Origin of the sequence: Micromonospora sp. WMMA1949 (assembly GCF_027460145.1) — a bacterium.
Classification (GTDB): domain Bacteria; phylum Actinomycetota; class Actinomycetes; order Mycobacteriales; family Micromonosporaceae; genus Micromonospora.
Window position 1 is genome coordinate 2,880,689 of sequence record NZ_JAPZBG010000001.1, and the last position, 26,537, is coordinate 2,907,225.

Sequence of the window (26,537 nt, forward strand, 5' to 3'; positions counted from 1 at the left end):
GGCCCCTGCCGACTCCTGCCCTATGGTCAGCAGGGGCCGTAGCCCTCGTCGAAGAGGCGGCGGGCCCAGTCCGCGTACCCGGCGATGATCTCGCGGACGGTGACCCCGTCGTGCAGGAACAGGTACGCGCGGTCTCCGTCGCGGGCGAGCAGCCCGGCGAAGCGGTGACTGCCGGGCGGCGCCGGCAGGTCGACGGCGCCAGGGTACGCGGCGCGGACCTCGCCCACCGGCGTGCCGGCGCTGATGCCCTCGGGCGTGCTCATCGGGTCGTCGAGCCAGAGCAGGACGAGCCGGTCGCCGACGAAGATCGGGCTGACCGCACCGTGTCCGACCAGCGCGGGCCCGCATGCCTCCTCGTCGGCGCGCAGCACGCCGCGCCGGGTCAGGTCCGCCTCGGTGTCACCGAACTCCGCGTCGCGCAGGCCGTCCAGGCTGACCACCTGCGTGACGCCGACCGGTTCGACCGGCCACTGTGGATGAACGCCGCTGCCGGCTGCGGACGCGGCAGCAAGCAGTGCGGCAATAAAGCCGAATTGTCGTAGTTTCATGCAATCCCCCAGTCACCAACGGGACCGGGGCGATGAGGTTGCTGCTGCGGGTCGGATTGGCGTAGTTCCCACTCTTCGGCCAGCTCGTCCCAGTAGTCGGCGGACAGTCCGCGCCGGCCGTGCGCCAGCCAGCCGTCCGTGTCGCGTTCCAGGTGCAGGCCCAGCTCGGCGAACGGGTCGATCCACGCGCCCGGCTCCGCGCCCAGCCGGGCCAGCGCGGTGTTGATCGGCCACTCGGTCCGCGGCCGGTCCAGCGCGGCGTCGTACCGCGGGCCCCAGCTCACCTCGCCGCCCAGCCAGACCACCGCCGACTGGTGGCCCAGGCCACCCGCGAACTCCGCTTCCAGGTACGCCACCGGGCCGCTGGTCGACCAGCGGGCCAGCACGTCGGCCAGGGGCGGCGACAGCACCAGCCGGAACGGGCGCTCGGCGTGCGGCTCGTCGGTGGCGTAGTCCGGCAGGCCGCCGGTCAGCTCCTGCACCAGTTGCGGGGTGACCGGCAGCAGCGCGAAGTCCTGGCGGAGCGCGGCGAGCACCGCGTGGTCGAGGTCGGCGGTCTGCTCGCGAAGCAACTCGACGTCGGCGACCACGGCGCTGAGCTGGTAACTCATCCGGTCCTCTCGGCGTCCACAGGCTGTGGATGGAACATGTGTACGACGGTCGTCGGGTGCCTCGGCGCGCTCGGCGGGTGACGCGGCCGATGCCCAACGTACGGGCGCGGCAGCGCTGCCGCATCACCGCGCCCGATACTTGCTCCGCACGGTTGTCGGATCGGGGCGGCGGCGTTCGTAGCCGGGGTGACGGCAGCCCGGCCGGCGGCCGACGACGGCGAAAGAGGAACCGATGGCGCAGTACCTGATCTCCGTACTCGACGACACGACCGGCTCGGCCACCGAGGCGGAGATGGCCGCGATCGGTGAGTTCAACGAACGGTTGCGAGCCGACGGTCACTGGGTCTTCGCCGGTGGGCTCGCCGCACCGGAGACGGCCACCGTCGTGGATGCGCGGGGCGGAAGTCCGCTGCTCACCGACGGACCCTACGTGGAGACGAAGGAGTACGTCGGCGGGTTCTGGATCATCGAGGCGCCGGACTTCGACGTGGCGCTGCCGCTCGCCGCGCTGGCGTCGCAGCGGTGCAACAGGCGGGTCGAGCTGCGGCCGTTCCTGGCCGCGTGACAGACGTCGGCGAGGCGCTCACCCGGGTCCACCGCGAGGAATGGGCCCGGGTGGTGGCCACGCTCGCCCGGCGCATCGGCGACCTCGACGTCGCGGAGGAGATGACGGCCGAGGCGTTCGCCGCCGCCGTCGAGCGGTGGTCGGCCGACGGCGTACCGCCGAACCCGGGCGCGTGGCTCACCACCACCGCGTACCGGCGGGCCGTGGACCGGATCCGGCGCGAGAGCCGGCGGGACGACAAGCACCGGGAGGCGCTGATGCTGGCCGACGTGCCGGAACCGCTCGGTGTCATCGACGACGACCGGCTCCGCCTGATCTTCACCTGCTGTCACCCGGCGCTGGCCATGGAGGCGCGGGTGGCGCTGACGCTGCGCCTGGTCGGCGGGCTCACCGTGCCGGAGATCGCCCGCGCGTACCTGGTCCAGGAGCCCGCCATGGGCAGGCGGATCACCCGGGCCAAGACGAAGATCAAGGCAGCCGGGATCCCGTACCGGGTGCCGTCCCGTGATGACCTGCCGACCCGGGTCGCCGGCGTGCTCGCCGTCCTGTACCTGATCTTCAACGAGGGCTACCTCGCCTCCGACCCGGGCAAGGAGGCGGTCCGCGCCGACCTGACCGCCGAGGCGATCCGGCTCACCCGGCTGGTCCGTACGCTGCTGCCCGACGACCACGAGGCCGCCGGGCTGCTGGCGCTGATGCTGCTCACCGAGGCCCGCCGCCCCGCCCGGGTCTCCGCGACAGGCGAACTCGTCGTCCTCGCCGAACAGGACCGCAGCGCCTGGGACCGGGAGCTGATCGCCGAGGGACAGGCCCTGGTCCGCGCGTGCATCGCCGCCGGACGGCCGCCGGGCCGCTACCAGATCCTCGCCGCGATAAACGCCGTCCACACCGACGCCCGCGACGCGCGGGACACCGACTGGGCGCAGATCGCCGCGCTCTACGACCATTTGGTACGCGTCGACCCGTCGCCGATCGTGCGGCTCAACCGGGCGGTGGCGGTCGCCGAGCTGGACGGGCCGCAGGTCGCGCTCGCCGAGGTGGACGTGCTGCCGCTGGAGGGCTACCACGCGTACCACGCGACGCGCGCCGAGTTGTTGCGGCGGATGGGGCAGGGCGGGGAGGCGCGGGCGGCGTACGACAGGGCGATCGAGCTGGCCGGGAACAGCGCGGAGACGGCGTATCTGAAGCGGCGGCGCGACCAGCTGGGCGGCCGATGAACGCCCGCGTGAACCGGTCAACCGGTGCGGATGAAACCGAGGCACGCATGACGCGGCGCAGCCAGCGCTGCTACCGGCTGAACTCTCAACCTTCGCCTGGTGCCCGGAGGGTGAAGAGCTTGGCTTGAATTCGCTCCTTGCGAGTCTCGAAGGGCCCGGCGGACTGCTGGAGGTCGAGCACGACTTTGTCGTCCGAGTGCCGATAGTCGTCGTAGTAATACGAGTATTGCTTCCCCGGCGTGCTCTCGCCGAGAGGGTCGGCGTAGGCGAGGACGATGTACTTGGACAGCCCCGGGACCGACTTCCGATCGTGGAGTTGATGGACGCACCTCTGGAACTCGCGCAGGTTCTGAGGGCTGGGGCCGCCCTTGAAGCCGGACGAACCGCCTGTGTAGGGATCAAACCGTTGCGGGTGCACGTAGAACTTGAACTCGACGAACGCCTTCTCCTCGCCGCGATGCAGGACGAGGTCGATCCGTTCGCACTCCACGAACTGCTGCACGCCTTCGTCGACGTCATGCAGCTGCCGGCAGAAGAAGTGGCGAAAGACCGACTCGTTCCAGCTGGCCAGCGGCGCTCGTCGGAGCTCACCGGGCATGAACTCGATGGTGCGGAGGAAGGTTGATCGGACAACCGCATCCAGGCTCTGCCCCATCGACGGAACGTATCAGCCCGGCGGCTGGAAACGTTGAGGACAGAACGGCGAGCCGGTGGCCGCGGAGACGACGAAGGGCCGGTCCCCGATGGGGCCGGCCCTCGCGTTCGTGCTGCTCAAGAGAGCGGAGGATACGAGATTCGAACTCGTGAGGGTGTAAACCCAACACGCTTTCCAAGCGTGCGCCCTAGGCCTCTAGGCGAATCCTCCGCGAGCCAGGATACAGGTCCCGCGACGGCGGGCCACCCCACCCTCCCGGAAGATCCACAACCCTTCGGGTAGGCTTGGCGTCACCTCCCGTGCGGCGGTACCTCGTGAACCTCCCCAGGGCCGGAAGGCAGCAAGGATAAGCGAGCTCTGCCGGGTGCACGGGAGGCCTTTCTGTCTCCCGGGCCGGGTAACGTCGCTGCGGGTCGGGTCACGGGGTGGTGGGTGGTCACCCGGGGCCGACCGGCGCAGAATGGCTCGGTCGAGAGGAGGCGGGACGGGTGGCACTGGCCCTTTACCGCAAGTACCGGCCGCGGACGTTCGCCGAGATGATCGGCCAGGAGCAGGTCACCGAGCCGCTGTCGCAGGCGCTGCGCAGCGGGCGGCTCAACCACGCCTACCTCTTCTCCGGTCCGCGGGGCTGCGGCAAGACCTCCAGCGCCCGGATCCTGGCCCGCTCCCTCAACTGTGAGCAGGGCCCCACCCCCGAGCCGTGTGGGCAGTGCGACTCGTGCCGCGGCCTGGCTCCCGACGGCGGCGGCTCGATCGACGTCATCGAGATCGACGCGGCCAGCCACGGTGGTGTCGACGACGCCCGTGAGCTGCGCGAGAAGGCGTTCTTCGCCCCGGCCCGCAGCCGCTTCAAGATCTACATCATCGACGAGGCGCACATGGTCTCGTCGGCCGGCTTCAACGCCCTGCTCAAGCTGGTCGAGGAGCCCCCGGAGTACGTCAAGTTCATCTTCGCCACCACCGAACCGGAGAAGGTCCTCGGCACTATCAAGTCGAGGACCCACCACTACCCGTTCCGGCTGTTCCCGCCGAAGGTGGTCCGCCCCTACCTCGAGCAGCTCTGCGAGGCGGAGGGCGTCAAGGTCGAGCCGGCGGTCTTCCCGCTGGTGGTGCGTGCCGGCGGCGGCAGCATGCGCGACAGCCTCTCCGTACTCGACCAGCTCATCGCGGGCGCCGGCCCGGAGGGCGTCGACTACGCCCGGGCCGCCGCGCTGCTCGGCGTCACCGACACCGCGCTGATCGACGAGATGTGCGACGCGCTCGCCGCCGGTGACGGCGCCGCCGCGTACGCCACCGTCGACCGGGTCGCCGAGGCCGGGCACGACTCGCGCCGCTTCGCCTCCGACCTGCTGGAACGCCTCCGCGACCTGATCGTCCTGCAGCAGGTGCCCGACGCCGCCGCCCGGGGCCTCATCGACGGGCCGGCCGACCAGATCGAGCGGATGGCCGCCCAGGCCCAGCGCCTCGGCCCGGCCACGCTGTCCCGCTGCGCCGACATCGTGCACAACGGCCTGGTCGAGATGCGCGGCACCACAGCGCCCCGGCTGCTGCTGGAGCTGATCTGCGCGCGCATGCTCCTGCCCGGCGCGGACGACTCCTCGGCCGGCCTGCTCCAGCGCCTGGAGCGGATGGAGCGCCGGCTGACGCTGGGCGGCGCCGAGCTGCCGTCGGCCGCCGCCGACTCCGCGCACCCCGACCACACCCCTGGGGTACGCCCGGCGGCTCCCGCCCCGGGGGCGGCTGCCGCCGCGGTCCACCCGGATTCCGCCGGCAGGCCGGCGGCTGCCGGTGCCCCGACCGGGGCCGCCGCCGCACGTGCCGCTGCCGCCGCTGCGGCAGGCGCCCGGAGCGCCACACCCGGCTCCCGTCCGGTCGGCCCCGCCACCGGCACCCGTCCGGCCCCGAACGGTGCGGGCATCGATTCCCGCCCCGCGGCCGGTGCCGTTCCCGAGTCCGGTCCGGCATCTGCCGAGTCCGGCCCGCGTCCCGCCTCGGTGGGGACCGAAGCGGCCGCGGCTGCCGGGGTCCACCCGGCCACGGACGCCGGGTTCGCTGCGCTGGCCGCCGCCGAGCGGGCCGCCGCCGGCTCGACGACGTCCGGTCAGGCAGCCGCCCGACGCCCGGTACCGCCGTCCGCGGTGATGCCCGACCCGGCCACGCCCGAGCCGCCCCGCCCCGGCGCGGCGAATCCCGGCGCGCTCGACGCGGTAGCGGTGCGCCGCGTCTGGCCCGAGGTGGTCGGCAAGGTCAACCGGAGCAACAAGCGGATCGCCGCGCTGATGCGTGACGCGGTGGTACGCGACCTGGACGGCGACACGCTCGTGCTGACCGTGAAGTCGACGGTGCTGGCCAAGATGATGGCCGACCACGCCGCCGTCCTGACCGACGCGCTCTACGAGGAACTGGGCGGCCGCTGGCAGATCCGCTGCGAGGTGGCCGGTGAGCGCGGTGCGGCCTCGCTCGGTGGCCCGTCCCGCCCGTCCGGAGCGAGCCGCGCCCAGGCCGACGCCGCACCGGGGCGCACCCCGTCCGACAGCGCTCCGGCCCGCCCGGCGTCCGACGCCGGGTCCGGTGGGCCGGATTCCGGGGCGGCAGGTGCTGCTCACGGCCGTCCGGACGCTGACGCCGGGTACCGCGACGTAGCCGACGCGGGAGCGAGCCGTCCCGGCTCCGACGCCGGTCCGAGCCGTCCCGGCTCGGAGGCGGGATCGGGCCGCCCGGGTTCAGCCCACTCCGGTCCGGGCCGTCCGGATTCCGCTGCCGTCGGGCACCCGGTGTCCGGCGGCGCCCCGGGACAGCCGGTGTCCGGCTCGGGCGGCACCACGGGCAGCCGAGCCACTGGTAACCCGGCCACCAGCGGCCGAGGCGCCGCAGGCCAGGCCGGAGGACCGGCGGGCCGGGCCGACGCGGGTTCGGCCGACGCCTCGCACCGGACGGCGGCGACCGCTGCCGGTGACCAGGCCGGCGAGGAGGACTGGCCGGAGCCGGCCCGACCCGGTGGCGCGGCCACCGCCTCGGCCACTGCCTCGGTCGCCGGCACCGCCTCGGCCACCGGTACCGCCTCGGCGGCGGGCACCGGGGGTGCGGAGGACTGGCCGGCGGCTGCCCGTCCGGGCGGGGGGACGGCGACCGCTACCGCGCCTGTCGTCGTACCCAAGCCGGCTGGACCTGCGGCGGCGCCTGCCGGTGGGGCGAGGCCGGCGGAGCCGAAGAACAGCGCGATCGCGGCGGCGCGTGCGGCCGCGGCGGCTGCCGCCGCGGGCGGTGGGGCCGGCAAGGGGCCGCGCGCGGCGCAGCCGGCGCGAAAGACGGCCGATGCCGAGTGGGCGGGCGAGCCGCCCTACGACCCGGACTTCGACGGCCCGGTGCGGGGCGGGGGCGCGCCCGCGGCGGCGCCCGCCTACGAGGGGTTCGATCCGGGCGACGAGCCGCTCGACGAGGTGATCGACGAGCGGACCGCCCGGCAGTCGAGCGAGGAGCAGGCGGTGCAGCTGCTGCGCGAGACGTTCGGGGCGGAGAAGATCGACGAGGTGGACGCGCGCTGAGCGCGCGTCGACCGCGATTCAGCGGTGCCGTGGCCCGACTAGGCTGGGCGCGGCCGACCAGACGAGTGGAAGAAGGAGCGGTCCGTGCGCCCAGGTGGACAGCCGAACATGCAGCAGATGCTGAAGCAGGCGCAGAAGATGCAGCAGCAGATCGCCAAGGCCCAGGCCGAGCTGGCCGAGGCGGAGCTGACCGGCACCGCCGGCGGGGGCCTGGTCACCGCGACCGTCGCCGGTACCGGTGAGCTGAAGGCGATCAAGATCGACCCGAAGGCGGTCGACCCGGAGGACGTCGAGACGCTCGAGGACCTGGTCGTCGCGGCCGTGCACAACGCCGCCGAGGCGGCCCGCGAGCTGACCGAGAAGAAGATGGGCCCGCTCGCGGGCGGCATGGGCGGCCTCGGCCTGCCCGGGTTCTGAGCCGGCAGATGTACGAGGGTGCCATCCAGGATCTGATCGACGAGCTGGGCCGGTTGCCGGGCGTGGGCCCGAAGAGTGCCCAGCGGATCGCGTTCCACGTGCTGTCGGCGGATCCGGCCGACGTCAACCGGCTGGCCGGCGCGCTGCGCAAGGTGAAGGACCTGGTCCGGTTCTGCACGACCTGCTACAACGTGGCCGAGTCGGAGCAGTGCCGGATCTGCCGCGACCCACGGCGTACCGACGAGGTGCTCTGCGTGGTCGAGGAGCCGAAGGACGTGGTGGCGATCGAGCGGACCGGCGAGTTCCGCGGGCGCTACCACGTGCTCGGCGGCGCGATCAATCCGCTGGAGGGCATCGGCCCGGACAACCTGCGGATCCGTGAGCTGATGACCCGCCTGGGCAGCGGCGAGGTCCGCGAGCTGATCCTCGCCACCGACCCCAACACCGAGGGCGAGGCGACGGCCACCTATCTGGCTCTGATGGTCAAGCCGATGGGGATCGCCGTGACCCGGCTCGCGAGTGGACTGCCGGTCGGCGGCGACCTCGAGTACGCCGACGAGATCACGCTGGGCCGGGCCTTCGAGGGCCGCCGGGCCGTCTGAGTTTCGGTCGTACCGCCTCCGGCGGGTGCCCCTCGGGGTGCCCGCCGGACGTGTCTCCGGGCCGGGCCGGGACACCCGTCGATCTGACAGGAGCGTGCGTCCGGGACCGGATCGACGTAATAAATTCGCCCTTCAAACCGACGAAACGTCGGTGGCCTAAGGGATTCTCCTTCGATTCGCATGCCTCGTTGCGGAACAGACACGATTCGATACCAACCCACCCCCCGCCGGTTTCCGGGCCGTCCGCGCGAGGGCTAAGGTCTGCGCACATCGGTGACCCTGTCACCACGTTGTCCGTACCCCCAAGGACGAGGTGAAAGCACCATGCGTGCATCGAGGCCGAAGGTCGCAATCGCGGCCGTCGCGGTCGCGGCCCTCGCGGTTGCAGGCTGCGCCGAGAGCGACCGTGAGAGTGGCTCCGGAGATAGCAAGAAGGACACCCTCGTCTTCGGCGTCGCCGGAGACCCGAAGGTGCTCGACCCCAGCTTCGCCAGCGACGGTGAGTCGCTGCGCGTGGCGCGCCAGGTCTTCGAGACCCTGGTCCGTCCGGAGGAGGGCGGCACCAAGGTGACGCCGGGCCTCGCCGAGTCCTGGACGCCGGACGCGGCGGGCACCACCTGGACGTTCAAGCTCCGCTCGGGAGTCAAGTTCCACGACGGCACCGACTTCAACGCCGAAGCCGTCTGCGCCAACTTCGACCGCTGGTACAACGCCAAGGGCCTCATGCAGAGCCCGGACGTGACCGCCTACTGGCAGGACGTCATGGGCGGGTTCGCCAAGAACGAGGACCCGGAGCTGGGGCCGAGCCTCTTCAAGTCCTGCACCGCCAAGGACGCCACCACTGTGGACCTCGCGTTCACCCGGGTCTCCAGCAAGATCCCGGCCGCGCTGATGCTGCCGTCGTTCTCGATCCAGAGCCCCAAGGCGATGGAGCAGTACGACGCGAGCAACGTGACCGGCACCGCCGAGGACATCAAGTACCCGGCGTACGCGATGGAGCACCCGACCGGCACCGGTCCGTTCAAGTTCAAGTCGTGGGACATCGCGAACAAGACGCTCACCATCGAGCGCAACGACGACTACCACGGCGACAAGGCCAAGCTGAAGACCATCATCTTCAAGACGATCTCGGACGAGAACGCCCGCAAGCAGGCGCTCCGCTCGGGTGACATCCAGGGCTACGACCTGGTCGGCCCGGCGGACGTGGAGCCGCTGAAGAAGGAGGGCTTCAACGTCCTCACCCGGCCCGCCTTCAACATCCTCTACCTGGCGATCAACCAGAAGGGGAACCCGAAGCTGGCCGACCTGAAGGTCCGGCAGGCCATCGCGCACGCGCTGAACCGGCAGGCCCTGGTCGACTCGAAGCTGCCCCCGGGCGCCAAGGTCGCGATGAACTTCTTCCCGGACACCGTCGAGGGCTGGAACGGCGACGTCACCAAGTACGACTACGACCCCGCCAAGGCCAAGGCCCTGCTGGCCGAGGCCGGCGCGTCGAACCTGACGCTGAAGTTCCACTACCCGACCGAGGTCACCCGGCCGTACATGCCGAACCCGAAGGACATCTTCGAGCTGCTCTCGGCGGACCTCAAGGCGGTCGGCATCAACGTCCAGGCCATTCCGCTGAAGTGGAGCCCGGACTACCTCAACGCCACCACCTCCGGCAGCAAGCACGACCTGCACTTCCTCGGCTGGACCGGTGACTACGGCGACGCGTACAACTTCATCGGGACCTTCTTCGACCGCCAGAAGGACGAGTGGGGCTTCAACAACCCCGCGCTCTTCGCGCAGTTCAAGGACGCCGACACCACCGCCGACGCGGCGGCCCGGACGGAGAAGTACAAGGCGCTGAACAAGACGATCATGGACTTCCTGCCGGGTGTGCCGATCTCGCACTCCCCGCCGGCGATCGTGTTCGGCAAGGACGTGACCGGGGTCAAGGCGAGCCCGCTCACCGACGAGCGGTACGCGACCGCAGAGTTCAAGTGATCTGAAGGCACCGTACGCGGGCGGGCGCTGTGACCACAGCGCCCGCCCGCACCCCTCCGCACCCCCTCCGAGGCGCCCGTGTTCCGGTTCATCGTCAGACGCCTGCTACAGCTGATACCCACGCTGTTCGGGCTCTCCGTCCTGCTGTTCATCTGGCTCCGCCGACTTCCCGGCGGGCCCGAGACCGCGATCCTCGGTGAACGGGGCACGCCCGAGTCACGCGCCGCCATCCGGCGCAACCTCGGCCTCGACGAGCCGATCCTGGTCCAGTACGCCCGCTTCCTGCGGCGGATGATCCGGTTCGACCTGGGCACCTCGACCGGTACGAAGCGGGCCGTCACCACGGAGTTCGTGGAGCGGTTCCCCGGCACCGTCGAGCTGACGCTCATGGCCATGATCCTCGCGGTCGGCATCGGCATCCCGCTGGGCTACCTGGCCGCCCGCCGCCGGGGCCGGTTCCTCGACCACGCCTCGGTCGGCGGATCGCTCATCGGCATCTGCATCCCGGTCTTCTTCCTGGCGTACGTGCTCAAGGCGATCTTCGCGGAGAATCTGGGCTGGTTCCCCTCCAGCGGCCGGCAGGACCCGACCATCGGGGCGACCCGGGTCACCAACTTCTTCGTCCTCGACGGGCTCATGACCCGCGAGTGGGACGCCGCCGCCGACGCGCTCTGGCACCTCGTGCTGCCAGGCATCGCGCTCGCCAGCATCCCGCTCGCGATCATCGTCCGGATCACCCGGGCCAGCGTGCTGGAGGTGCTCAACGAGGACTTCGTCCGGACCGCCGAGGCCAAGGGCCTGACCGAGCGGACCGTACGCCGCCGGCACGTGCTGCGTAACGCCATGCTGCCGGTGGCCACCTCGATCGGTCTGCAGACCGGTCTCCTGCTCTCCGGCGCGGTGCTCACCGAGACCGTGTTCGCCTTCAGCGGCATCGGCGCGTTCGTCGCCGAGTCGATCAGCCAGCGTGACTATCCGGTGCTGATGGGCTTCATCATGATCATTGCGGTGGTGTACGTGCTGGTGAATCTCCTGGTCGACCTCTCCTACAGCGTGATCGACCCGAGGGTGAGGGTGCGATGACCATCACCGGAGGAAAGAAGCGCGAGAAGATCGACCGGCTCGCCGAGCTGTCCGCCCGCGAGGACGAGCAGGGGGTGAGCCTCTGGAAGGAGGCGTTCCGCCGCCTGCGGCGCAACCCGGCGGCCATCATCGGCGTGGTCATCCTGGCCGTCTTCGTCCTGGTCGCGGTCATCGGGCCGTTCTTCGTCCCGTACAGCCCGACGGACTCCGTCGGCATCCGGGAAGGGCTGGTCAAGTCCGGCCAGGGCATCATCCCCGGTGCCTCCGCCGACCACTGGCTCGGCTTCGACCACCAGGGCCGGGACGAGTTCAGCCGGCTCATCGTCGGCGCGCGGCAGACGCTGCTCGTCGGCGTGGTCTCCACCCTGATCGGCCTCGCCGTCGGTGCCCTGATCGGCGGCGTCGCCGGCGCGGCGGCCGGGCTCGGCGGGCGCTGGGGCCGCTGGATCGACACCACCCTGATGCGCTTCATCGACATGCTGCTGGCCATGCCGAGCCTGCTGCTCGCGGTGAGCATCGCGGCGCTGCTCGGTGCCAGCCTCACCACCGTGATGATCGCCGTCGGTGTGGTGTCCGTGCCGATCTTCGCCCGGCTGCTGCGCGGCTCGATGATCGCGCAGTCGAACAGCGACTACGTGCTGGCGGCGACGGCGCTCGGTGTGAAGCGGTCCAAGATCGCTCTCACCCACGTGGTGCCGAACTCGATCGCGCCGGTCATCGTCCAGGCCACGCTGACGCTGGCCACCGCGATCATCGAGGCGGCCGCGCTGTCCTTCCTCGGCCTCGGCAACCCCGACTCGGCCATCCCGGAGTGGGGCGTCATGCTCGCCGACGCGCAGCCGTACCTGGGCATCCGGCCCGGCCTGGCGATCTACCCGGCGCTCGGCATCATCATCACCGCACTCGGGTTCACCCTGCTCGGTGAGGCGATGCGCGAGGCCCTCGATCCAAAGCTGCGGAAGTAGGTCAGTCAGTAATGGCACTGCTCGAAGTGGACGACCTCTCCGTCACGTTCGCCCGTCGTGGGCAGCGCACCGTGCACGCGGTGGACGGGGTGTCCTTCTCGGTCGACGCCGGCGAGGTGGTCGGCCTGGTCGGCGAGTCCGGCTGCGGCAAGAGCGTCACGTCGCTGGCCATCATGGGTCTGCTGCCCAAGCAGCCGGGCCTGCGGGTCGGCGGCAAGGCGGTCTTCGACGGCACCGACCTGCTCCAGCTCGACGACCGGGCCCGCCGCGACATCCGCGGCCGGGACGTCGCGATGATCTTCCAGGACCCGCTCTCCTCGCTGAACCCGGTCATCCCGATCGGGCTCCAGGTGACCGAGGTGCTGACCCGGCACCGGGGCATGAAGGGCGAGGCGGCCACCAAGGAGGCGGCCGAGCTGCTCGACCGGGTGGGCATACCGGACCCGCGCCGCCGGCTCAAGGAGTACCCGCACCAGCTCTCCGGCGGCATGCGGCAGCGGGCGCTGATCGCCATGGCGGTCGCCTGCCAGCCCCGGCTGCTGATCGCCGACGAGCCGACCACCGCGCTCGACGTCACCATCCAGGCGCAGATCCTGGAACTGCTGAAGGACCTGGTCCGGGACTCCGGCACCGCACTCGTCATGATCACCCACGACCTCGGTGTGGTCGCCGGCATGTGCGACACCATCAACGTGCTCTACGCCGGCCGGGTGGTGGAGACGGCCACCCGCCGTCCGCTGTTCCGCCAGCCCCGGCACCCGTACACCGAGGGGTTGCTCGGTTCGGTGCCCCGCCTGGACGCCGGCCGCGGTGAACGGCTCAACCCCATCCCCGGCTCGGTGCGCGACGTGCTGCCCTGGCCGGACGGCTGCGCGTTCGCCCCGCGCTGCGCCCGCCGCGTCGACGCGTGCGTGGGCGAGCCGCCGGAGCTGGTGCTCACCCACGACGCGCGCAGCTACCGCTGCGTCAACCCGGTGCCGGTTCCCGGCCTGACCCCGGAGGCGGGCGCCCGGACGACCGCGCCGACGACCACCGAGCCGGGTGCGGTGCCGGCCCAGGCCGAGCCGGCCGACCCGCCCGCCGTGCCCGGCTTCGGGCCGGCTCCGCGCGAGGAGGAGACCCCATGAGCGACAACGACATCCTCGTCGAGGTCCGCGACCTGAAGGTGCACTTCCCGATCCGCCGGGGCGTGCTCTTCGACCGGACCGTCGGGCACGTCAAGGCGGTCGACGGGGTCGACCTGAGCATCCCGCGCGGCAAGACGTACGGGCTGGTGGGCGAATCGGGCTGCGGCAAGTCCACGCTCGGCCGGGCGCTGCTCCAGCTCAACCCGCCGACCAGCGGAGAGGTGAAGTTCGACGGCGTCGAGCTGACCACGCTGCCGGCCGGCAAGCTGCGCACGATGCGTCGCCGGATGCAGATGATCTTCCAGGACCCGATGTCCAGCCTGGACCCGCGGCAGAACGTCGAGTCGATCCTCACCGAGGGCCTCCAGACCCACGGCATCGGCGCCAACCGGGACGACCGGCGGCGGATCATCGGGGAGACGCTCGACGCGGTGGGGCTGCCCAAATGGGCGCTGTCCCGCTACCCGCACGAGTTCTCCGGCGGCCAGCGCCAGCGCATCGGCATCGCCCGCGCACTGGTGCTCGGCCCGGAGCTGATCGTCGCCGACGAGCCCGTCTCCGCGCTGGACGTGTCGATCCAGGCGCAGGTGGTCAACCTGCTCGACGAACTCCAGGACAGCCTCGGCCTGACCTACCTGGTCATCGCGCACGACCTGGCCGTGGTGCGGCACATCTCCGACATCGTCGGCGTGATGTACCTGGGCGCGCTCGTGGAGGAGGCGCCGAGCGACCGGCTCTACACCGAGCCGCTGCACCCGTACACCAGGGCGCTGATGTCGGCGGTGCCGGTGCCGGACCCGGACGTGGAGGACCGGCGCGAGCGCATCCTGCTCGCCGGTGACCTGCCCTCGCCGGCGAACCCGCCGTCCGGTTGCCGGTTCCACACCCGCTGCCCGTGGGCGCAGCCGACCCGCTGCGCCGACGAGCGGCCGGAACTGCGCCAGATCGGCGCCAGCCGGGTGGCCTGCCACTGGGCCGAGCAGATCGCCGCCGGTGAGCTGCGCCCGCACGAGGTGACCGCGAAGATCACCCGGCCGGAGGGCGAGGGCGAGGAGCCCGGCGTGGTCTCCGCGCCCAGCGAGCCCGGCTCGTACGTCTGACACGACAAAGCGCGTCCCCACCCGGCCCGGGTGGGGACGCGCTTTTCGCCTGTCAGCCCTCGGGGCGGTTGAGCAGGCCCACCGCGATCGTGTGCACGGCGTCCAGCGCGGCCGGGTCGGCCAGTGGCGCGGAACCCCCGGTCACCGCGTACCACTCGTCGGCGTCCTTGTACTGCACCCGCAGCGTCACCCGGCCGTCGGCGTGCTCGGTGCGCAGCGTCAGCTCGCCGGTCACCACGCCCACCTCGTCCGTCATGACCCCGCCCGGGCCGGGGACGATGTCGGTGGTCCGCTCTGCCGGTCCGGCCGGCGCTCCGCCGGCCGGAGCACCGGGCACCGCGTCGGCGGTCATGCCCGCCCCGGCGACATCGGCGGGCTCCGGCTGCCGGCCGTCCGCCGTCATCCCGGCCGACGCCGGTCCGGCCGGCGCGGCCTCCGGGGCCGGTGCGGCGCCTGCCTCCGGGGCCGGTGTGGCGTCCGGCCCGGTCACGGTTTGCTCGCCCATGTGCAGCCCTCCAGCATGTCGGTGAGAGCGGCCTTCTCGGCACTTGTCACAGTCAGCCGCCAGTAGTGCTTCACCGTCACCCAGTCCGCCGCGTACTGACACCAGGACGACCGGTTCGGCGGCTTCCACTGGGACGGATCCTGGTCACCCTTTGCCCGGTTGGACCGCGCCGAAACCGCGATGAGCTGCGGCCGGGTCAGGTCGTTGGCGAAGTCGCCACGCTTCGAGTCGTCCCACTCGGCCGCGCCCGAACGCCACGCGGCGGCCAGCGGGACGGTGTGGTCGATGTCCACGTCCGACGGATCGTTCAGCACCACACCGTCGTAGACGCTCTCCCACCGGCCGCCCACCACGTTGCAGCCGGACAGCTTGATGCCCTCGCCGTCGCGCTGCAGCACGCTGTCGCGGACGTCGCAGTTCTTGCCGGTGCCCCGCCAGTGCGGGAAGCGGGAGCGACTGTAGCCCTTCATCGGCTCGGCGGTGGCCACTGTGAGCTCACCGAGCTGCTTGTTGACGTTCCCGGAGGCGCTCGGCGGCGCCTCCGGCTCGGTGACCGACACGTCGCAGCCGGCCACGCCGAGGGCGAGCACCGCGCTCAGCGCGGCGGCCAGCCCGGCTCGGGCTCCTGATCTCGTACGCACAGACGACACCTCTCCAGCTTGCGTGCTCCGGGCGAGTCCGCACAGTACCCGGCGGCGGTTTCCGCGATTCGTGGCGTCGAGGGTGGGCGGCGGGCAGAGTGGTGAGACGTGACCGCACCCGCTCCCGCGCTGCGTACCGGCTCCGCCGCCGGGCGTGGCACGCTGCTCGCCGCGATCCTTGCCTCCGGCATGGTGTTCCTCGACAGCACAGTCGTGAACGTCGCGTTGCCGCGCCTCGGCGCCGAACTCGACGCCACCGTCGCCGGTCTGCAGTGGACCGTGAACGGCTACCTGCTCATGCTCGCCGCGTTCGTGCTGCTCGGCGGCGCGCTCGGCGACCGGTTCGGCCGGCGGCGCATCTTCCTGCTCGGCGTGGTCTGGTTCGCCGTGGCGTCGGTGCTCTGCGGGCTGGCCCAGGACACCGGCTGGCTCGTCGCCGCCCGCTTCCTCCAGGGGGCGGGCGGGGCGCTGCTCACCCCCGGCTCGCTGTCGGTGCTCCAGGCCAGCTTCCACCCGGACGACAGGGGCCGGGCCATCGGCACCTGGTCCGGGCTGTCCGGCGTGTCCACAGCGCTCGGACCGCTGCTCGGCGGCTGGCTCATCGACACGCTCTCCTGGCGGTGGATCTTCTTCGTCAACCTGCCGCTCGCAGTCGGCGTGGTGCTCGCCGCGCTGCGCTGGGTGCCGGAGAGCCGGGACGAGGAGGCGTCGCGTACCGGGGAGGGGCGGCGGTTCGACGTGGCCGGCGCGTTGCTCGGGGCGCTCGCGCTCGGCGGCGTCACGTACGCGCTGATCGACGCCCCGGCGCAGGGCGCCTCCCCGGCGGTGCTGGCCGCGGCGGTGCTCGGGGTGGTCGCCGTGGTGGTGTTCGTGCTCCTCGAACGGCGGCGCGGCGACACCGCGATGCTGCCCACCGGGCTGTTCTCCAGCCGGCTGTTCTCCGTGCTGAACGTCTTCACGGTGGTCGTGTACGCGGCGCTCGGCGGGTTCACCTTCTTCCTCGCCGTCTACCTGCAGAACGTGGTCGGCTGGTCGGCGCTGCTCACCGGCCTGGCCACAGTGCCGATGACGGTGCTGCTGCTGGTCGGCTCGCCGCGCGCCGGCGCGCTGTCGGCCCGCATCGGGCCTCGGCTGCCGCTCACCGTCGGGCCGGTGATCGCCGCCGTGGGTCTGCTGCTGCTGCGCCGGGTCGGGCCGGGCGCGTCGTACTGGGTGGACGTGCTGCCGGGCGTGGCACTGTTCGGTGCCGGGCTCACGCTCGTGGTCGCGCCGCTGACCACGTCGGTGCTCGGTGCCGTCTCGGACCGGTTCGCCGGAGTGGCGAGCGGCTTCAACAACGCCGCCTCCCGGGCCGGGGGCCTGCTCGCGGTGGCCGCGCTGCCGCTGCTGGTCGGGCTGTCCGGCACCGGGTACGAGCAGAAGGGCGCGCTCGCCGACGCGTACCGGGGGGCGTTGGCCTGGTGCGCGGGGCTGCTGCTCGCCGGCGCGGTGCTCGCCGCCGTGCTGATCCACCGCCCCCGGCGCGGGCGTTAAGAAGGGCCCCTTCCTATGCGGAATGCGTTAAGAAGGGGCCCTTCCTTACACCTCAAGCAGCTCAGGCGCGGGTGCGGTTCACCGCGCTCGTGACCGCCTTGATCGAGGCGGTCACGATGTTCGCGTCCACCCCGACGCCCCACACCGTACGGCCGTCCACCTCGCACTCCACGTACGCGGCGGCCTGCGCGTCCCCACCGGAGGACAGCGCGTGCTCGTGGTAGTCGAGCACCCGTACCGCCACGCCCAGGGACTGCAACGCGTTGACGTACGCGTCGATCGGGCCGTTGCCGACGGCGGTGAGCGCGCGGGTCTCGCCGCCGAAGCCGACGCGGGCGTCGATCTCGACCTTGCCGTCGACGGTGCCGATGGTGTAGTCGGCCAGCTTGACGGCCGGGTCGACCTGGTGGTCGACCAGGTAGTTGCGGGCGAAGATCTCCCACATGGCGCCCGGCTCGACCTCGCCACCGTCGTGGTCGGTGACCTGCTGCACGACGCCGGAGAACTCGATCTGGAGGCGGCGCGGCAGGTCGAGCTGGTGCTCGGTCTTCATGATGTACGCGACACCGCCCTTGCCGGACTGCGAGTTGACCCGGATGACCGCCTCGTAGGTGCGGCCCAGGTCCTTCGGGTCGATCGGCAGGTAGGGCACGGCCCAGGTGAAGTCGTCGACCGGCACCCCGGCCGCCGTCGCGTCGGCGTGCAGCGCGGCGAAGCCCTTGTTGATCGCGTCCTGGTGGGAGCCGGAGAACGCGGTGTAGACCAGGTCGCCCGCGTACGGGTGGCGCTCGTGCACCGGCAGCTGGTTGCAGTACTCGACGGCGCGCTTGATCTCGTCGATGTTGGAGAAGTCGATCATCGGGTCGATGCCCTGGGAGAACATGTTCAGGCCCAGCGTCACCAGGTCGACGTTGCCGGTGCGCTCACCGTTGCCGAACAGGCAGCCCTCGATCCGGTCGGCGCCGGCCAGCAGGCCCAGCTCGGCGGCGGCCACGCCGGTGCCCCGGTCGTTGTGCGGGTGCAGGCTCAGCACCAGGCTGTCCCGCCGGGGCAGGCGCCGGTGCATCCACTCGATCGAGTCGGCGTAGACGTTGGGCATCGCCATCTCGACGGTGGCCGGCAGGTTGATGATCAGCTTCCGGTCCGGCGTCGGGTCGATCACCTCGATGACCGCCGAGCAGACCTCCAGCGCGTACTCCAGCTCGGTGCCCGTGTAGGACTCCGGCGAGTACTCGTAGTGGATGTCGGTGTCCGGGGTGTGGATCTCCGCGTACTTCTGGCACAGCCGCGCGCCCTGGGTGGCGATGTCGGTGATGCCGTCGCGGTCCAGGCCGAAGACCACCCGGCGCTGCAGCGTCGAGGTGGAGTTGTAGAAGTGCACGATCGCCCGGCGGGCGCCGCGCAGCGACTCGAAGGTCCGCTCGATCAGATGCTCCCGGCACTGGGTCAGCACCTGGATGGTGACGTCCTCCGGGATCAGGTCCTGCTCGATCAGCTGCCGTACGAAGTCGTAGTCGGTCTGGCTCGCCGACGGGAAGCCGACCTCGATCTCCTTGTAGCCCATCTGCACCAGGAGCTGGAACATCCGCCGCTTGCGCTCGGGTGACATCGGGTCGATCAGCGCCTGGTTGCCGTCGCGGAGGTCGACGGCGCACCAGCGGGGCGCGGCCTCGACGCGGCGGGTCGGCCAGGAGCGGTCCGGCAGGTCGACGCCGAACTCACGGTGGTACGGGACGTAGCGGTGGACCGGCATCCGGCTGGGGCGCTGGCCGGCGAACGGATCGGTGGCGGTGACAGGTTGAGCCATCTCGGAGTGCTCCCTGGAACATGTGGCGTCAGCAGATCGGAAAGGTGTCGGCGGACTGCCGGGCGACGGTGCGCGGCGGTGCCGAGAAGAAGATCGGATGTGCTGGACGGCGCGTAGCGACTCCGCGACGAGGTGCCGGCCGGTCAGGCCTCGTCGCGGCAGCCAAGGAGAAGGTACGCGCGCCACATGACAAGGTCACCCTACGTGGTGGGACGGGCGGTGGGAAGGCTGGTCCGGACTATGGGACCAGTGTCACTGAACCGGTGGATCTCGCGACTGTCGGTAGCCGGGGTGTCCGTTCCACCCGGGCGACAGCGGGCACGATCACCAGTCCGACCAGGGTGAAGATCGCCGCAGCCGGGTACCAGCCCCAGCCGCCGGTGCTCACGCCGAGCGCGGTCAGCCCGGCCGGCGCGATCAGGAACTGCACCTGGGAGCCGAGCCCGAACGCGCCGACGTACGCGCCGCGCTGGGCGGCGGGCGGCAGCGTGGCGGTGAGCCCCCAGGTACCCGCCGACTCGATCATCTCGGCCAGGATGAGCACCGTCGCGGCGGCCACCAGCACCGCCACGGTGAGCGGTCCCCGGGTCGCGCCGGAGACCGGCAGCACCAGGCAGAACAGGGCGATCAGCACCGCACCCCGGCGGGACGCCCGGGCCGCGCCCGGCGCGGTGTCCGCGCCCCGGCTGGCCCGCACCTGGAACAGCACGACCAGCACGGTGTTGAGCAGCACCAGCGCGGCGATGATCGTCTTCGGCGCGTCGGTACGGGTGAGGATCCACAGCGGCATCACCGTCAGGTAGAGCGTCTGGTGCGCGGTGAGCAGCCCGGACAGCAGCGCGACGGTCATGAAGGGCCGGTCCCGCAGCACCGCCAGCCGGCTCGTCGGCTCGGCCGTGCGGGTCACCTCCGGCAGCCGGGGCAGCCGGCGCACGAAGCCGGCGGTCACCAGGAAGACCACTGTGATGAACCAGACCATCCCGCGGTACGCCCAGATCGTGTCGACGGCCAGCACCAGGCCGCTGATCAGCGCGCCGAGCCCGAAGCCGACGTTCAGCGAGGAGCGCTGGTAGGCCATCGCGGTGACCCGTTCCTCCGGGCGCAGCACGTTTATCGAGTAGACCTGGCGGGCCACGCCGGTCGCCGCGCCCGTCACGGCCAGCGCGATCACCACGGCGAGGAACCCGGCGAAGCCGCCGACGAACGGGTACGCGGCGAACAGCGCCGCGTCCAGCAGCAGGCAGACGATCCACACCCGCTGCGGCCCGTACCGGTCGGTGAGCCCGCCCAGCGGCACGGTGCCGAGCAGGGACGCCCCGGCGGCGAGGGAGAGGCCGAGACCCACCTGGGCCGGACTCAGCCCGAGCGCCCGGGTGAAGAAGACGGCGCTGCCGGCCTGGAACAGGCCGTGACCGACGGCGAACACCATGGCCTGCACGGCCAGGGCGCGGGTCAGACCGGCCGGCGGTACGACGTGACGGACGGCGGTGCGGATGCTCTCTCTGGCCCCCATGACCGGTGAGCAAACCGTGCCCCCCGCGCTCCGGTCGAACCTTTTAGTCTGGGCCGAATCCGGCGTCCGGGGGTGCGCGTGTCCGAGTTGCGGTTCAACCTGGCCGACGTGGCGGGCGTGCGGTTCGCGGTGTCGCCGGCCAACGAGACCGTGATGAGCATGTGGGCGCTGGCCGAGCCGGTCCGCTACGCGGTGCACCTGCCGTGGATCGACCGCGCCCGGGCGACGCTGCGCCGCCCCGAGGTGGCCGATCGGGTCCGCCCGTTGACGGACCTGGCCCGGCCGCGCCGCTGGCTACCGGACTTCCTGACCCCGGCCGCCCGCCCGGACGCGGACATGGCGGACCAGCTCGACCAGATCGCGGAGACGCCGCCCGACGTGGTGGTGCAGGACCTGCTGGCCACCGTTCCGAGCCGTCCGCTGAGCCCGTACGGGCAGGCGTTGCTCGCCGACCCGGCCGGGCTGCTGCCGCAGCTCGTCGAGGCGCTCCGGGTCTGGTACGAGGAGGCGATCGCCCCCGACTGGCCGCGCATGCGGGCGCTGCTGGACGCCGACGTGGCGTACCGGGCGGCCCAACTCGCCGAGGGTGGCGCCGGCCGGTTGTTCGAGCAGTTGCACCCGAGCCTGCGCTGGCTCGGCGACCGCGTAGTGAGCGACGATCCGTTCGAGCGGGACTTCGATCTGCGAGGGCGTGGGCTGGCACTGAATCCGAGTGTGTTCACCGACCGGCGGGTGCTGTGGAACCTGCTGGAGGACTCGATGCCCGCCGGGGCGTACCCGGTGCGGGCGGTCGGGACGCTGTGGGAACGCGGACCGGAACCGGCCGGCGACGCGCTCGCCCGGGTGGTGGGTGCCGGCCGGGCCGCGTTGCTGCACCTGCTCGACGCGGCGACGACCACCACGGACCTCGCCCGGCTCACCGGGCTGTCCGCCGGTGCCGTGTCCCAGCACCTCTCCGCGCTGCACGCCGCCGGTCTCGTCACCCGGTCCCGGGCCGGGCGGCACGTGCTCTACCGCAACACCGAGGTCGGTGCCGCGTTGCTCCGCGCGGCGCGGGGCGGCTGAGCGTGCGGCGTCACGACGTCGCCGGCGCGTCCTGCCCCACCGGTTCGCCCTCGGTCACCGCGCCCGCGAGTTCGACGCTGCCGGGCGCCGCACCGGGCTCGCCGGTCAGCGTCAGCGTGCCGAAGCCGGCCCGTACCGCGGCCGGTGTGCCGTCCTCCCGAAAGCAGTAGATGCCCACGTCCAGTGGCGCGTTCAGCGACGCCGAGGTGCTGTCGACCGTGTAGCAGGGGCCGTCGACGCCGGGCAGCGGCTCGGCGGGGGAGACCGCGAGCGGCGCACGCCTGTCGGTCAGCACCTCCAGCCAGTCGGTGAACGGGTGCTGCACCCGGGGGTCGAGCCGGCGCGGCACCGCGTCGTCGGCGTCGCCGAGGCGGACGCAGGTCGCCGCCTGTGCCCAGCCGGCCGAGGGCAGCGCGCACTGAAACAGCCCGTCGGAGGTGGCGGCGAGCGAGACGTCCACCGTGCCGGCGTGCCCCCAGCCGGGCACGTCGACCCGCCAGCTGCCGTCGTTGGCGCTGGTGAACGCCACGGTGCGGGGCGTGCCCTCGGCGGGCGCGAAGGCGTACGTGGCGGTGAGGTGCCGGTCCTGCGCGGCGGCGGCCAGCCCGGCCAGTTCCTCTCGGGCGGCGTCGACCTGCACCGGGACCGGGTCGGCGGTGCCGGTGGGCGCCGCGTCGGGGTGGTCGCCGGTACAGGCGGCCAGCAATGCCGGCAGGGTGAGCGCGAGCACGCCGGTCAGGCGGGCCGCACGTCGATGAGCGTGCACGGGCTCATTCTGCGTCGTGGGGACGGTCGCGGACAGCCCACCGTACGGCTGTACCGCTTGGCGTGTCGCGTATTGCCGGGCTGGTGAGCCGCCCCACGCCGGGGCCGGATGGTGGGATCACCCGACCCGGCGTCGCGGCCCGCCCGATAGGCTGAGGCGGTCTGACACGCGCCGCCGGACCGAGAAACCCGGCGGCGTCGGCACGCTCAGGGTCGTCGCTGGGAGGGAGTGCACCGTCGTGGCACTCGTGGTGCAGAAGTACGGCGGGTCCTCCGTCGCCAACGCCGAGCGGATCAAGCGGGTGGCCGAGCGCATCGTGGCCGCGCGCAAGGCCGGCGACGACGTGGTAGTCGTGGTGTCCGCCATGGGCGACACCACCGACGAACTGCTCGACCTGGCCAACCAGGTCAGCCCGCTGCCGCCGGGCCGCGAGCTGGACATGCTGCTCACCGCCGGGGAGCGGATCTCCATGGCGCTGCTCGCCATGGCCATCCACAACCTGGGGTACGAAGCCCGCTCGTTCACCGGTTCGCAGGCCGGCGTGATCACCACCTCGGTGCACGGCCGGGCCCGGATCATCGACGTGACCCCGGGGCGGCTCAAGGGCGCGCTGGACGAGGGCGCGGTGGTCATCGTCGCCGGCTTCCAGGGCGTCTCGCAGGACACCAAGGACGTCACCACGCTCGGCCGTGGCGGCTCGGACACCACCGCCGTGGCGCTCGCCGCCGCGCTCGAGGCGGACGTCTGCGAGATCTACACCGACGTGGACGGCATCTTCACCGCCGATCCGCGCATCGTGCCGAACGCCCGGCACATCAAGCAGATTACCTACGAGGAGATGCTGGAGCTGGCCGCCTGCGGCGCGAAGGTGCTGCACCTGCGCAGCGTCGAGTACGCGCGGCGCGCGGGCTTGCCGATCCACGTCCGTTCGTCATACTCGACCAACACCGGCACGATGGTCACCGGATCGATGGAGGACCTTCCTGTGGAACAGGCACTGATCACCGGGGTCGCCCACGACCGCAGCGAAGCGAAGATCACGATCGTCGGCGTGCCCGACGAGCCCGGCGCCGCCGCGCGGATCTTCGACACCGTGGCCGGGGCCGAGATCAACATCGACATGATCGTGCAGAACGTGTCCACCGAGGGCACCGGCCGCACCGACATCTCGTTCACGCTGCCCAAGGCCGACGGCCCGACCGCGATGGCCGCGCTCAGCAAGATCCAGGAGACGGTCAAGTTCAAGGGCCTGCTCTACGACGACCACGTCGGCAAGGTCTCGCTGATCGGCGCGGGCATGCGCTCGCACCCGGGCGTGGCCGCCGGCTTCTTCGCCGCTCTCGGCGCGGCCGGCGTGAACATCGAGATGATCTCCACGTCGGAGATCCGGGTCTCCGTGGTCTGCCGCGACACCGACCTGGACAAGGCGGTCAAGGCCATCCACGACGCCTTCGAGCTGGGTGGTGACACCGAAGCCGTCGTCTACGCCGGCACCGGGCGGTAACGCGCCGTGGCGTCGCTGCCCACCCTCGCCGTGGTCGGGGCGACAGGTGCCGTCGGCACGGTGATGTGCCAGATCCTCTCCTCGCGGCGCAACGTGTGGGGCGAGATCCGGCTGCTCGCCTCCGAGCGGTCGGCCGGCCGGCGCGTGCAGTGCCGGGGCGAGGAGCTGACCGTCCAGGCGCTCACCGCCGACGCGCTCGACGGCGTCGACGTGGCGATGTTCGACGTGCCGGACGACGTCTCGGCGGAGTGGGCACCGGTCGCCGCCGCGCGCGGCGTGGTCGTGGTGGACAACTCCGGCGCGTTCCGGATGGACCGCGACGTGCCGCTGGTGGTCACCGAGATCAACCCCGAGCAGGTACGCAACCGGCCCAAGGGCATCATCGCCAACGCCAACTGCACCACGATGGCGATGATCGTGGCGGTCGCGCCGCTGCACCGCGAGTACGGCCTGCGCGAGCTGGTGCTCGCGTCGTACCAGGCGGTCTCCGGGGCGGGGCAGGCCGGCGTGGACGCGCTGCACCTCCAGCTCGGCAAGATCGCCGGCGACCGGGTGCTCGGCTCCCGCGCCGGTGACGTGCGCCAGGCCGTCGGCGACGAGCTGGGCCCGTTCCCGGCGCCGCTGGCGCTCAACGTCGTACCGTGGGCGGGCTCGCTCGCCGACGGCGGCTGGTCCTCCGAGGAGATGAAGCTGCGCAACGAGTCGCGCAAGATCCTCGGGCTGCCCGATCTCAAGGTGTCCGCCACCTGCGTACGGGTGCCGGTGGTGACCGGCCACTCGGTCGCCGTGCACGCGGTCTTCGCCACCGAGGTGGACGCCGAGGGCGCCCGCGAGGTGCTGCGCAATGCGCCGGGCGTGATCCTGGTCGACGACCCGGCGTCCGGGGAGTTCCCGATGCCGATCGACGCGGTCGGCACTGACCCCTCGTGGGTGGGCCGGATCCGCCGCGCGGTGGACGACCCCCGCGCCCTGGACCTCTTCGTAACGGGCGACAACCTTCGCAAGGGCGCCGCCCTGAACACGGCCCAGATCGCCGAACTCCTCGCCAAGGAGCTGACCCGCCCATAAGCCCCGCCCCCGCGCCGCGCCGCGCCCGCCCAGAGTCCGTCGATCATGAAGCTGACGGCAATCGCCGCCCGATTTGTCGCCGCCAACTTCATGATCGACGGGCTGGGAGACGGGGGCGGGGGGAGGCGGGGAGAGGGGGGCGGGTCAGGCTGCCGAGAGGTGGACTCCGTCTCGGCCGTGGCGCTTCACGGCGTACAGGGCCTGGTCGGCTCGGTGCAGGGTGCGCTCGGGGGACTCGCCGGGTCGCGGCAGGGCCACGCCGACGCTGATCGTCCGGCCCGTACGGCGGGCCGCCTCGGTGAGCCGTTCGGCGATCCGGACCGCCTCCTCCGGGCGGCTGACCTCGATCACCGCCACGAACTCGTCGCCGCCGGTCCGGTACAGCTCGTCGCCCTGGCGCAGCGCACCTTCGAGGGCCCGGGCCAGACCCACCAGCAGCCGGTCGCCGGCCTGGTGGCCGTACGTGTCGTTGACGTCCTTGAACCCGTCCACGTCGATCGCCAGCAGCGCGGTACGCCCCGGCGTGGCGGTGGCGATCCGCTTCCCGAACGGGCCGGTGTGCCGCAGCCCGGTGAGCGGGTCGGAGCTGGCCTGCTCGCGGAGCCGGGCGAGCGTACGCAGCCGGTCCAGGCAGGTCCACGCCTGCCCGGCGAGCAGTTCGATCAGGTTGACGGTGGTCGGGTCGGGGCGCCGGCGTTGCTCGTCGGCGACCAGCAGCACCCCGCCGGACGCCGGTGCGCCGACCGGCACCGCCACCAGCGTGCGCGCGCCAGCCCGGGTCAGCGGCAGGTACTCCTCGGTGGGCGGGTGGCCCGCCTCGCCCAGCGTGTACGCCGAGCCGTACCGGTGGGCCCGGTCGATCATGCGGTCGAGCGCTGCCGGTCCGGCGTCGGCCAGTTCGGCCCGGATCCGCGCCTCCAGCTCGCCCGGCGTGTCGGTGGGCGCGCCGAGGCGCGGGCCGCGCCGGCCGGTGAGCACCAGCACGGCGGCGGAGAGCGCCGACACGTCCCGGGCCGCGGCGAGCGCGGCGGTCATCAGGTCCCAGTCGGTCGGCGCGGCCGTGAACGCGGCGGCGTGCCGGAGCAGCTTCTCGCTGCGGCTCTCGGCCGGCGGCCCGCCGAGCGCGGCGATCCGGCCGCCGAGACGGTCGGCCACCAGCTCGGCGGTCTCCCGCCACGCGGCGAGCACGACCGGTTCGCTCCACTGCAGGTCGAGCACCCCGATCGGGTGGCCGTCCGGGTCGCGTACCGGCACGCAGAGTTCCGCGGTGACGTCAGGGCGGACCTCGAGGTAGTCGGGGTCGGCGCCGACGTCGGGGACCGCGGCGGTGACGCCGGAGGCGTAGACCCGTCGCACCACCGAGGGTTCGGGCCGGTGGCGGCCCGGCGGGGCGCCGTCGGCGGTGGCCGGTACGTGCGAGAACACCTGCCAGGCGCCGGTGGCGGCGACGCAGCGCAGACGGTCGTGGACGCGGAGCAGGACGGTGGCGGTCGCCGGGGTGTGCCGGGCGAGCGCGGCGACGGTCCACTGGCATGCCTCCGGGACGGTGGACGCCGTGGGGAGGCGCACCGTGACGTCGCGGAGGACTCGCTCGTGATCCACATCGTTCCTGCTCGGAGGGGGTCGGGTCGCGATCAAGCGTACTCAGCGCAACCGCTGCCGACCTTCGTACACATGTGCTATCCACAGGCTGTGGACGCCGCCTGTGGGCGGA

23 protein-coding genes, 1 tRNA gene and 1 other RNA gene are annotated in these 26,537 nt (G+C 72.3%); 15 read left to right on the top strand and 10 right to left on the bottom strand.

The genetic code is table 11. The features are described from left to right. Positions 1-26 precede the first annotated feature (26 nt). Entirely contained in the window at positions 27-548 is a 522-nt protein-coding gene (locus O7607_RS13620) for a hypothetical protein (protein WP_269703560.1), read from the bottom strand. Then, on the bottom strand, positions 545-1,159 hold the full coding sequence (locus tag O7607_RS13625; RefSeq protein WP_269703561.1) for a hypothetical protein: 615 nt from the start codon (positions 1,157-1,159) through the stop codon (positions 545-547). Before O7607_RS13625 ends, O7607_RS13620 begins: the two co-directional genes overlap by 4 nt. Positions 1,160-1,391: 232 nt before the next feature. On the opposite strand from O7607_RS13625, the gene O7607_RS13630 reads away from it, so the two are divergent. Together O7607_RS13630 and O7607_RS13635 are read left to right on the top strand one after the other, a co-directional pair. Continuing rightward, positions 1,392-1,724: a YciI family protein gene (locus O7607_RS13630; protein WP_269703562.1), complete on the top strand. Its 333-nt coding sequence runs from the start codon at positions 1,392-1,394 to the stop codon at positions 1,722-1,724. Further along, positions 1,721-2,941: an RNA polymerase sigma factor gene (locus O7607_RS13635; protein WP_269703564.1), complete on the top strand. Its 1,221-nt coding sequence runs from the start codon at positions 1,721-1,723 to the stop codon at positions 2,939-2,941. The genes O7607_RS13630 and O7607_RS13635 overlap by 4 nt, the downstream gene beginning before the upstream one ends. An 85-nt stretch (positions 2,942-3,026) precedes the next feature. Here O7607_RS13635 and O7607_RS13640 read toward each other — a convergent pair whose 3' ends face one another. Together O7607_RS13640 and O7607_RS13645 are read right to left on the bottom strand one after the other, a co-directional pair. Next, on the bottom strand, positions 3,027-3,596 hold the full coding sequence (locus O7607_RS13640; RefSeq protein ID WP_269703566.1) for a hypothetical protein: 570 nt from the start codon (positions 3,594-3,596) through the stop codon (positions 3,027-3,029). A 125-nt stretch (positions 3,597-3,721) separates the two neighbouring features. Next, positions 3,722-3,806 (bottom strand) — tRNA-Ser (locus tag O7607_RS13645). Between the two features lie 81 nt (positions 3,807-3,887). Here O7607_RS13645 and ffs point away from each other — a divergent pair. The 9 genes from ffs to O7607_RS13690 all read left to right on the top strand — a co-directional run bounded on the left by ffs (position 3,888) and on the right by O7607_RS13690 (position 14,421). Further along, positions 3,888-3,977, top strand: an RNA gene (gene ffs / locus O7607_RS13650) — signal recognition particle sRNA small type. 107 nt (positions 3,978-4,084) lie between these two features. Continuing rightward, a complete protein-coding gene (locus O7607_RS13655) occupies positions 4,085-7,141 on the top strand; it encodes a DNA polymerase III subunit gamma and tau (protein ID WP_269703568.1) in 3,057 nt (1,018 codons plus the stop codon). 108 nt (positions 7,142-7,249) lie between these two features. Further along, positions 7,250-7,558 (top strand): YbaB/EbfC family nucleoid-associated protein, encoded by a 309-nt coding sequence (locus tag O7607_RS13660; RefSeq protein ID WP_064446817.1) that lies wholly within the window; start codon positions 7,250-7,252, stop codon positions 7,556-7,558. A gap of 8 nt (positions 7,559-7,566) precedes the next feature. Further along, the gene (gene recR, locus O7607_RS13665; RefSeq protein ID WP_269703570.1) at positions 7,567-8,160 is read left to right on the top strand and encodes a recombination mediator RecR; all 594 of its coding nucleotides are present in this window, start codon (positions 7,567-7,569) and stop codon (positions 8,158-8,160) included. Between the two features lie 324 nt (positions 8,161-8,484). Next, positions 8,485-10,146 carry an ABC transporter substrate-binding protein gene (locus tag O7607_RS13670; protein ID WP_269703572.1) on the top strand — a complete coding sequence of 554 codons (1,662 nt, stop codon included), beginning with the start codon at positions 8,485-8,487 and terminating at the stop codon, positions 10,144-10,146. A gap of 78 nt (positions 10,147-10,224) precedes the next feature. Beyond that, positions 10,225-11,229 (top strand): ABC transporter permease, encoded by a 1,005-nt coding sequence (locus O7607_RS13675; RefSeq protein ID WP_269703574.1) that lies wholly within the window; start codon positions 10,225-10,227, stop codon positions 11,227-11,229. Beyond that, a complete protein-coding gene (locus O7607_RS13680; RefSeq protein WP_269703575.1) occupies positions 11,226-12,194 on the top strand; it encodes an ABC transporter permease in 969 nt (322 codons plus the stop codon). The genes O7607_RS13675 and O7607_RS13680 overlap by 4 nt, the downstream gene beginning before the upstream one ends. A gap of 11 nt (positions 12,195-12,205) precedes the next feature. After that, positions 12,206-13,321, top strand: coding sequence for an ABC transporter ATP-binding protein (locus O7607_RS13685; RefSeq protein WP_269703577.1), 1,116 nt, complete (start codon positions 12,206-12,208; stop codon positions 13,319-13,321). Beyond that, positions 13,318-14,421, top strand: a complete 1,104-nt coding sequence (locus O7607_RS13690; RefSeq protein WP_269703578.1) for an ABC transporter ATP-binding protein — start codon at positions 13,318-13,320, stop codon at positions 14,419-14,421. The genes O7607_RS13685 and O7607_RS13690 overlap by 4 nt, the downstream gene beginning before the upstream one ends. Before the next feature lie 52 nt (positions 14,422-14,473). Here O7607_RS13690 and O7607_RS13695 read toward each other — a convergent pair whose 3' ends face one another. After that, positions 14,474-14,926, bottom strand: coding sequence for a hypothetical protein (locus O7607_RS13695; protein WP_269703579.1), 453 nt, complete (start codon positions 14,924-14,926; stop codon positions 14,474-14,476). After that, the gene (locus O7607_RS13700) at positions 14,908-15,567 is read right to left on the bottom strand and encodes an HNH endonuclease family protein (RefSeq protein ID WP_269703580.1); all 660 of its coding nucleotides are present in this window, start codon (positions 15,565-15,567) and stop codon (positions 14,908-14,910) included. Before O7607_RS13700 ends, O7607_RS13695 begins: the two co-directional genes overlap by 19 nt. Before the next feature lie 108 nt (positions 15,568-15,675). On the opposite strand from O7607_RS13700, the gene O7607_RS13705 reads away from it, so the two are divergent. Beyond that, positions 15,676-17,100, top strand: a complete 1,425-nt coding sequence (locus tag O7607_RS13705; RefSeq protein ID WP_269703581.1) for an MFS transporter — start codon at positions 15,676-15,678, stop codon at positions 17,098-17,100. Positions 17,101-17,161: 61 nt separating this feature from the next. Here the strand turns inward: O7607_RS13705 and leuA are convergent, their stop codons facing one another. Together leuA and O7607_RS13715 are read right to left on the bottom strand one after the other, a co-directional pair. Continuing rightward, positions 17,162-18,907, bottom strand: a complete 1,746-nt coding sequence (gene leuA / locus O7607_RS13710) for a 2-isopropylmalate synthase (RefSeq protein WP_269703582.1) — start codon at positions 18,905-18,907, stop codon at positions 17,162-17,164. Between the two features lie 238 nt (positions 18,908-19,145). Further along, the gene (locus O7607_RS13715) at positions 19,146-20,420 is read right to left on the bottom strand and encodes an MFS transporter (protein ID WP_269703583.1); all 1,275 of its coding nucleotides are present in this window, start codon (positions 20,418-20,420) and stop codon (positions 19,146-19,148) included. A gap of 78 nt (positions 20,421-20,498) precedes the next feature. On the opposite strand from O7607_RS13715, the gene O7607_RS13720 reads away from it, so the two are divergent. Then, the gene (locus tag O7607_RS13720; RefSeq protein WP_269703584.1) at positions 20,499-21,485 is read left to right on the top strand and encodes a DUF5937 family protein; all 987 of its coding nucleotides are present in this window, start codon (positions 20,499-20,501) and stop codon (positions 21,483-21,485) included. A 10-nt stretch (positions 21,486-21,495) separates the two neighbouring features. Here the strand turns inward: O7607_RS13720 and O7607_RS13725 are convergent, their stop codons facing one another. Further along, entirely contained in the window at positions 21,496-22,251 is a 756-nt protein-coding gene (locus tag O7607_RS13725) for a hypothetical protein (RefSeq protein WP_269703585.1), read from the bottom strand. Between the two features lie 238 nt (positions 22,252-22,489). Here O7607_RS13725 and O7607_RS13730 point away from each other — a divergent pair, with 238 nt between their 5' ends. Together O7607_RS13730 and O7607_RS13735 are read left to right on the top strand one after the other, a co-directional pair. Next, positions 22,490-23,755 carry an aspartate kinase gene (locus O7607_RS13730; RefSeq protein WP_269703586.1) on the top strand — a complete coding sequence of 422 codons (1,266 nt, stop codon included), beginning with the start codon at positions 22,490-22,492 and terminating at the stop codon, positions 23,753-23,755. 6 nt (positions 23,756-23,761) lie between these two features. Beyond that, on the top strand, positions 23,762-24,823 hold the full coding sequence (locus O7607_RS13735; protein WP_269703587.1) for an aspartate-semialdehyde dehydrogenase: 1,062 nt from the start codon (positions 23,762-23,764) through the stop codon (positions 24,821-24,823). 144 nt (positions 24,824-24,967) lie between these two features. Here the strand turns inward: O7607_RS13735 and O7607_RS13740 are convergent, their stop codons facing one another. Then, on the bottom strand, positions 24,968-26,425 hold the full coding sequence (locus O7607_RS13740; RefSeq protein WP_269703588.1) for a GGDEF domain-containing protein: 1,458 nt from the start codon (positions 26,423-26,425) through the stop codon (positions 24,968-24,970). Positions 26,426-26,537 lie beyond the last annotated feature (112 nt).

Coding starts and splice junctions, on each gene's coding strand:
- O7607_RS13620 (WP_269703560.1), bottom strand. CDS start 548: ATGAAACTACGACAATTCGGCTTTATTGCCGCACTGCTTGCTGCCGCG.
- O7607_RS13625 (WP_269703561.1), bottom strand. CDS start 1,159: ATGAGTTACCAGCTCAGCGCCGTGGTCGCCGACGTCGAGTTGCTTCGC.
- O7607_RS13630 (WP_269703562.1), top strand. CDS start 1,392: ATGGCGCAGTACCTGATCTCCGTACTCGACGACACGACCGGCTCGGCC.
- O7607_RS13640 (WP_269703566.1), bottom strand. CDS start 3,596: ATGGGGCAGAGCCTGGATGCGGTTGTCCGATCAACCTTCCTCCGCACC.
- O7607_RS13660 (WP_064446817.1), top strand. CDS start 7,250: ATGCAGCAGATGCTGAAGCAGGCGCAGAAGATGCAGCAGCAGATCGCC.
- recR (WP_269703570.1), top strand. CDS start 7,567: ATGTACGAGGGTGCCATCCAGGATCTGATCGACGAGCTGGGCCGGTTG.
- O7607_RS13670 (WP_269703572.1), top strand. CDS start 8,485: ATGCGTGCATCGAGGCCGAAGGTCGCAATCGCGGCCGTCGCGGTCGCG.
- O7607_RS13680 (WP_269703575.1), top strand. CDS start 11,226: ATGACCATCACCGGAGGAAAGAAGCGCGAGAAGATCGACCGGCTCGCC.
- O7607_RS13685 (WP_269703577.1), top strand. CDS start 12,206: ATGGCACTGCTCGAAGTGGACGACCTCTCCGTCACGTTCGCCCGTCGT.
- O7607_RS13690 (WP_269703578.1), top strand. CDS start 13,318: ATGAGCGACAACGACATCCTCGTCGAGGTCCGCGACCTGAAGGTGCAC.
- O7607_RS13695 (WP_269703579.1), bottom strand. CDS start 14,926: ATGGGCGAGCAAACCGTGACCGGGCCGGACGCCACACCGGCCCCGGAG.
- leuA (WP_269703582.1), bottom strand. CDS start 18,907: ATGGCTCAACCTGTCACCGCCACCGATCCGTTCGCCGGCCAGCGCCCC.
- O7607_RS13715 (WP_269703583.1), bottom strand. CDS start 20,420: ATGGGGGCCAGAGAGAGCATCCGCACCGCCGTCCGTCACGTCGTACCG.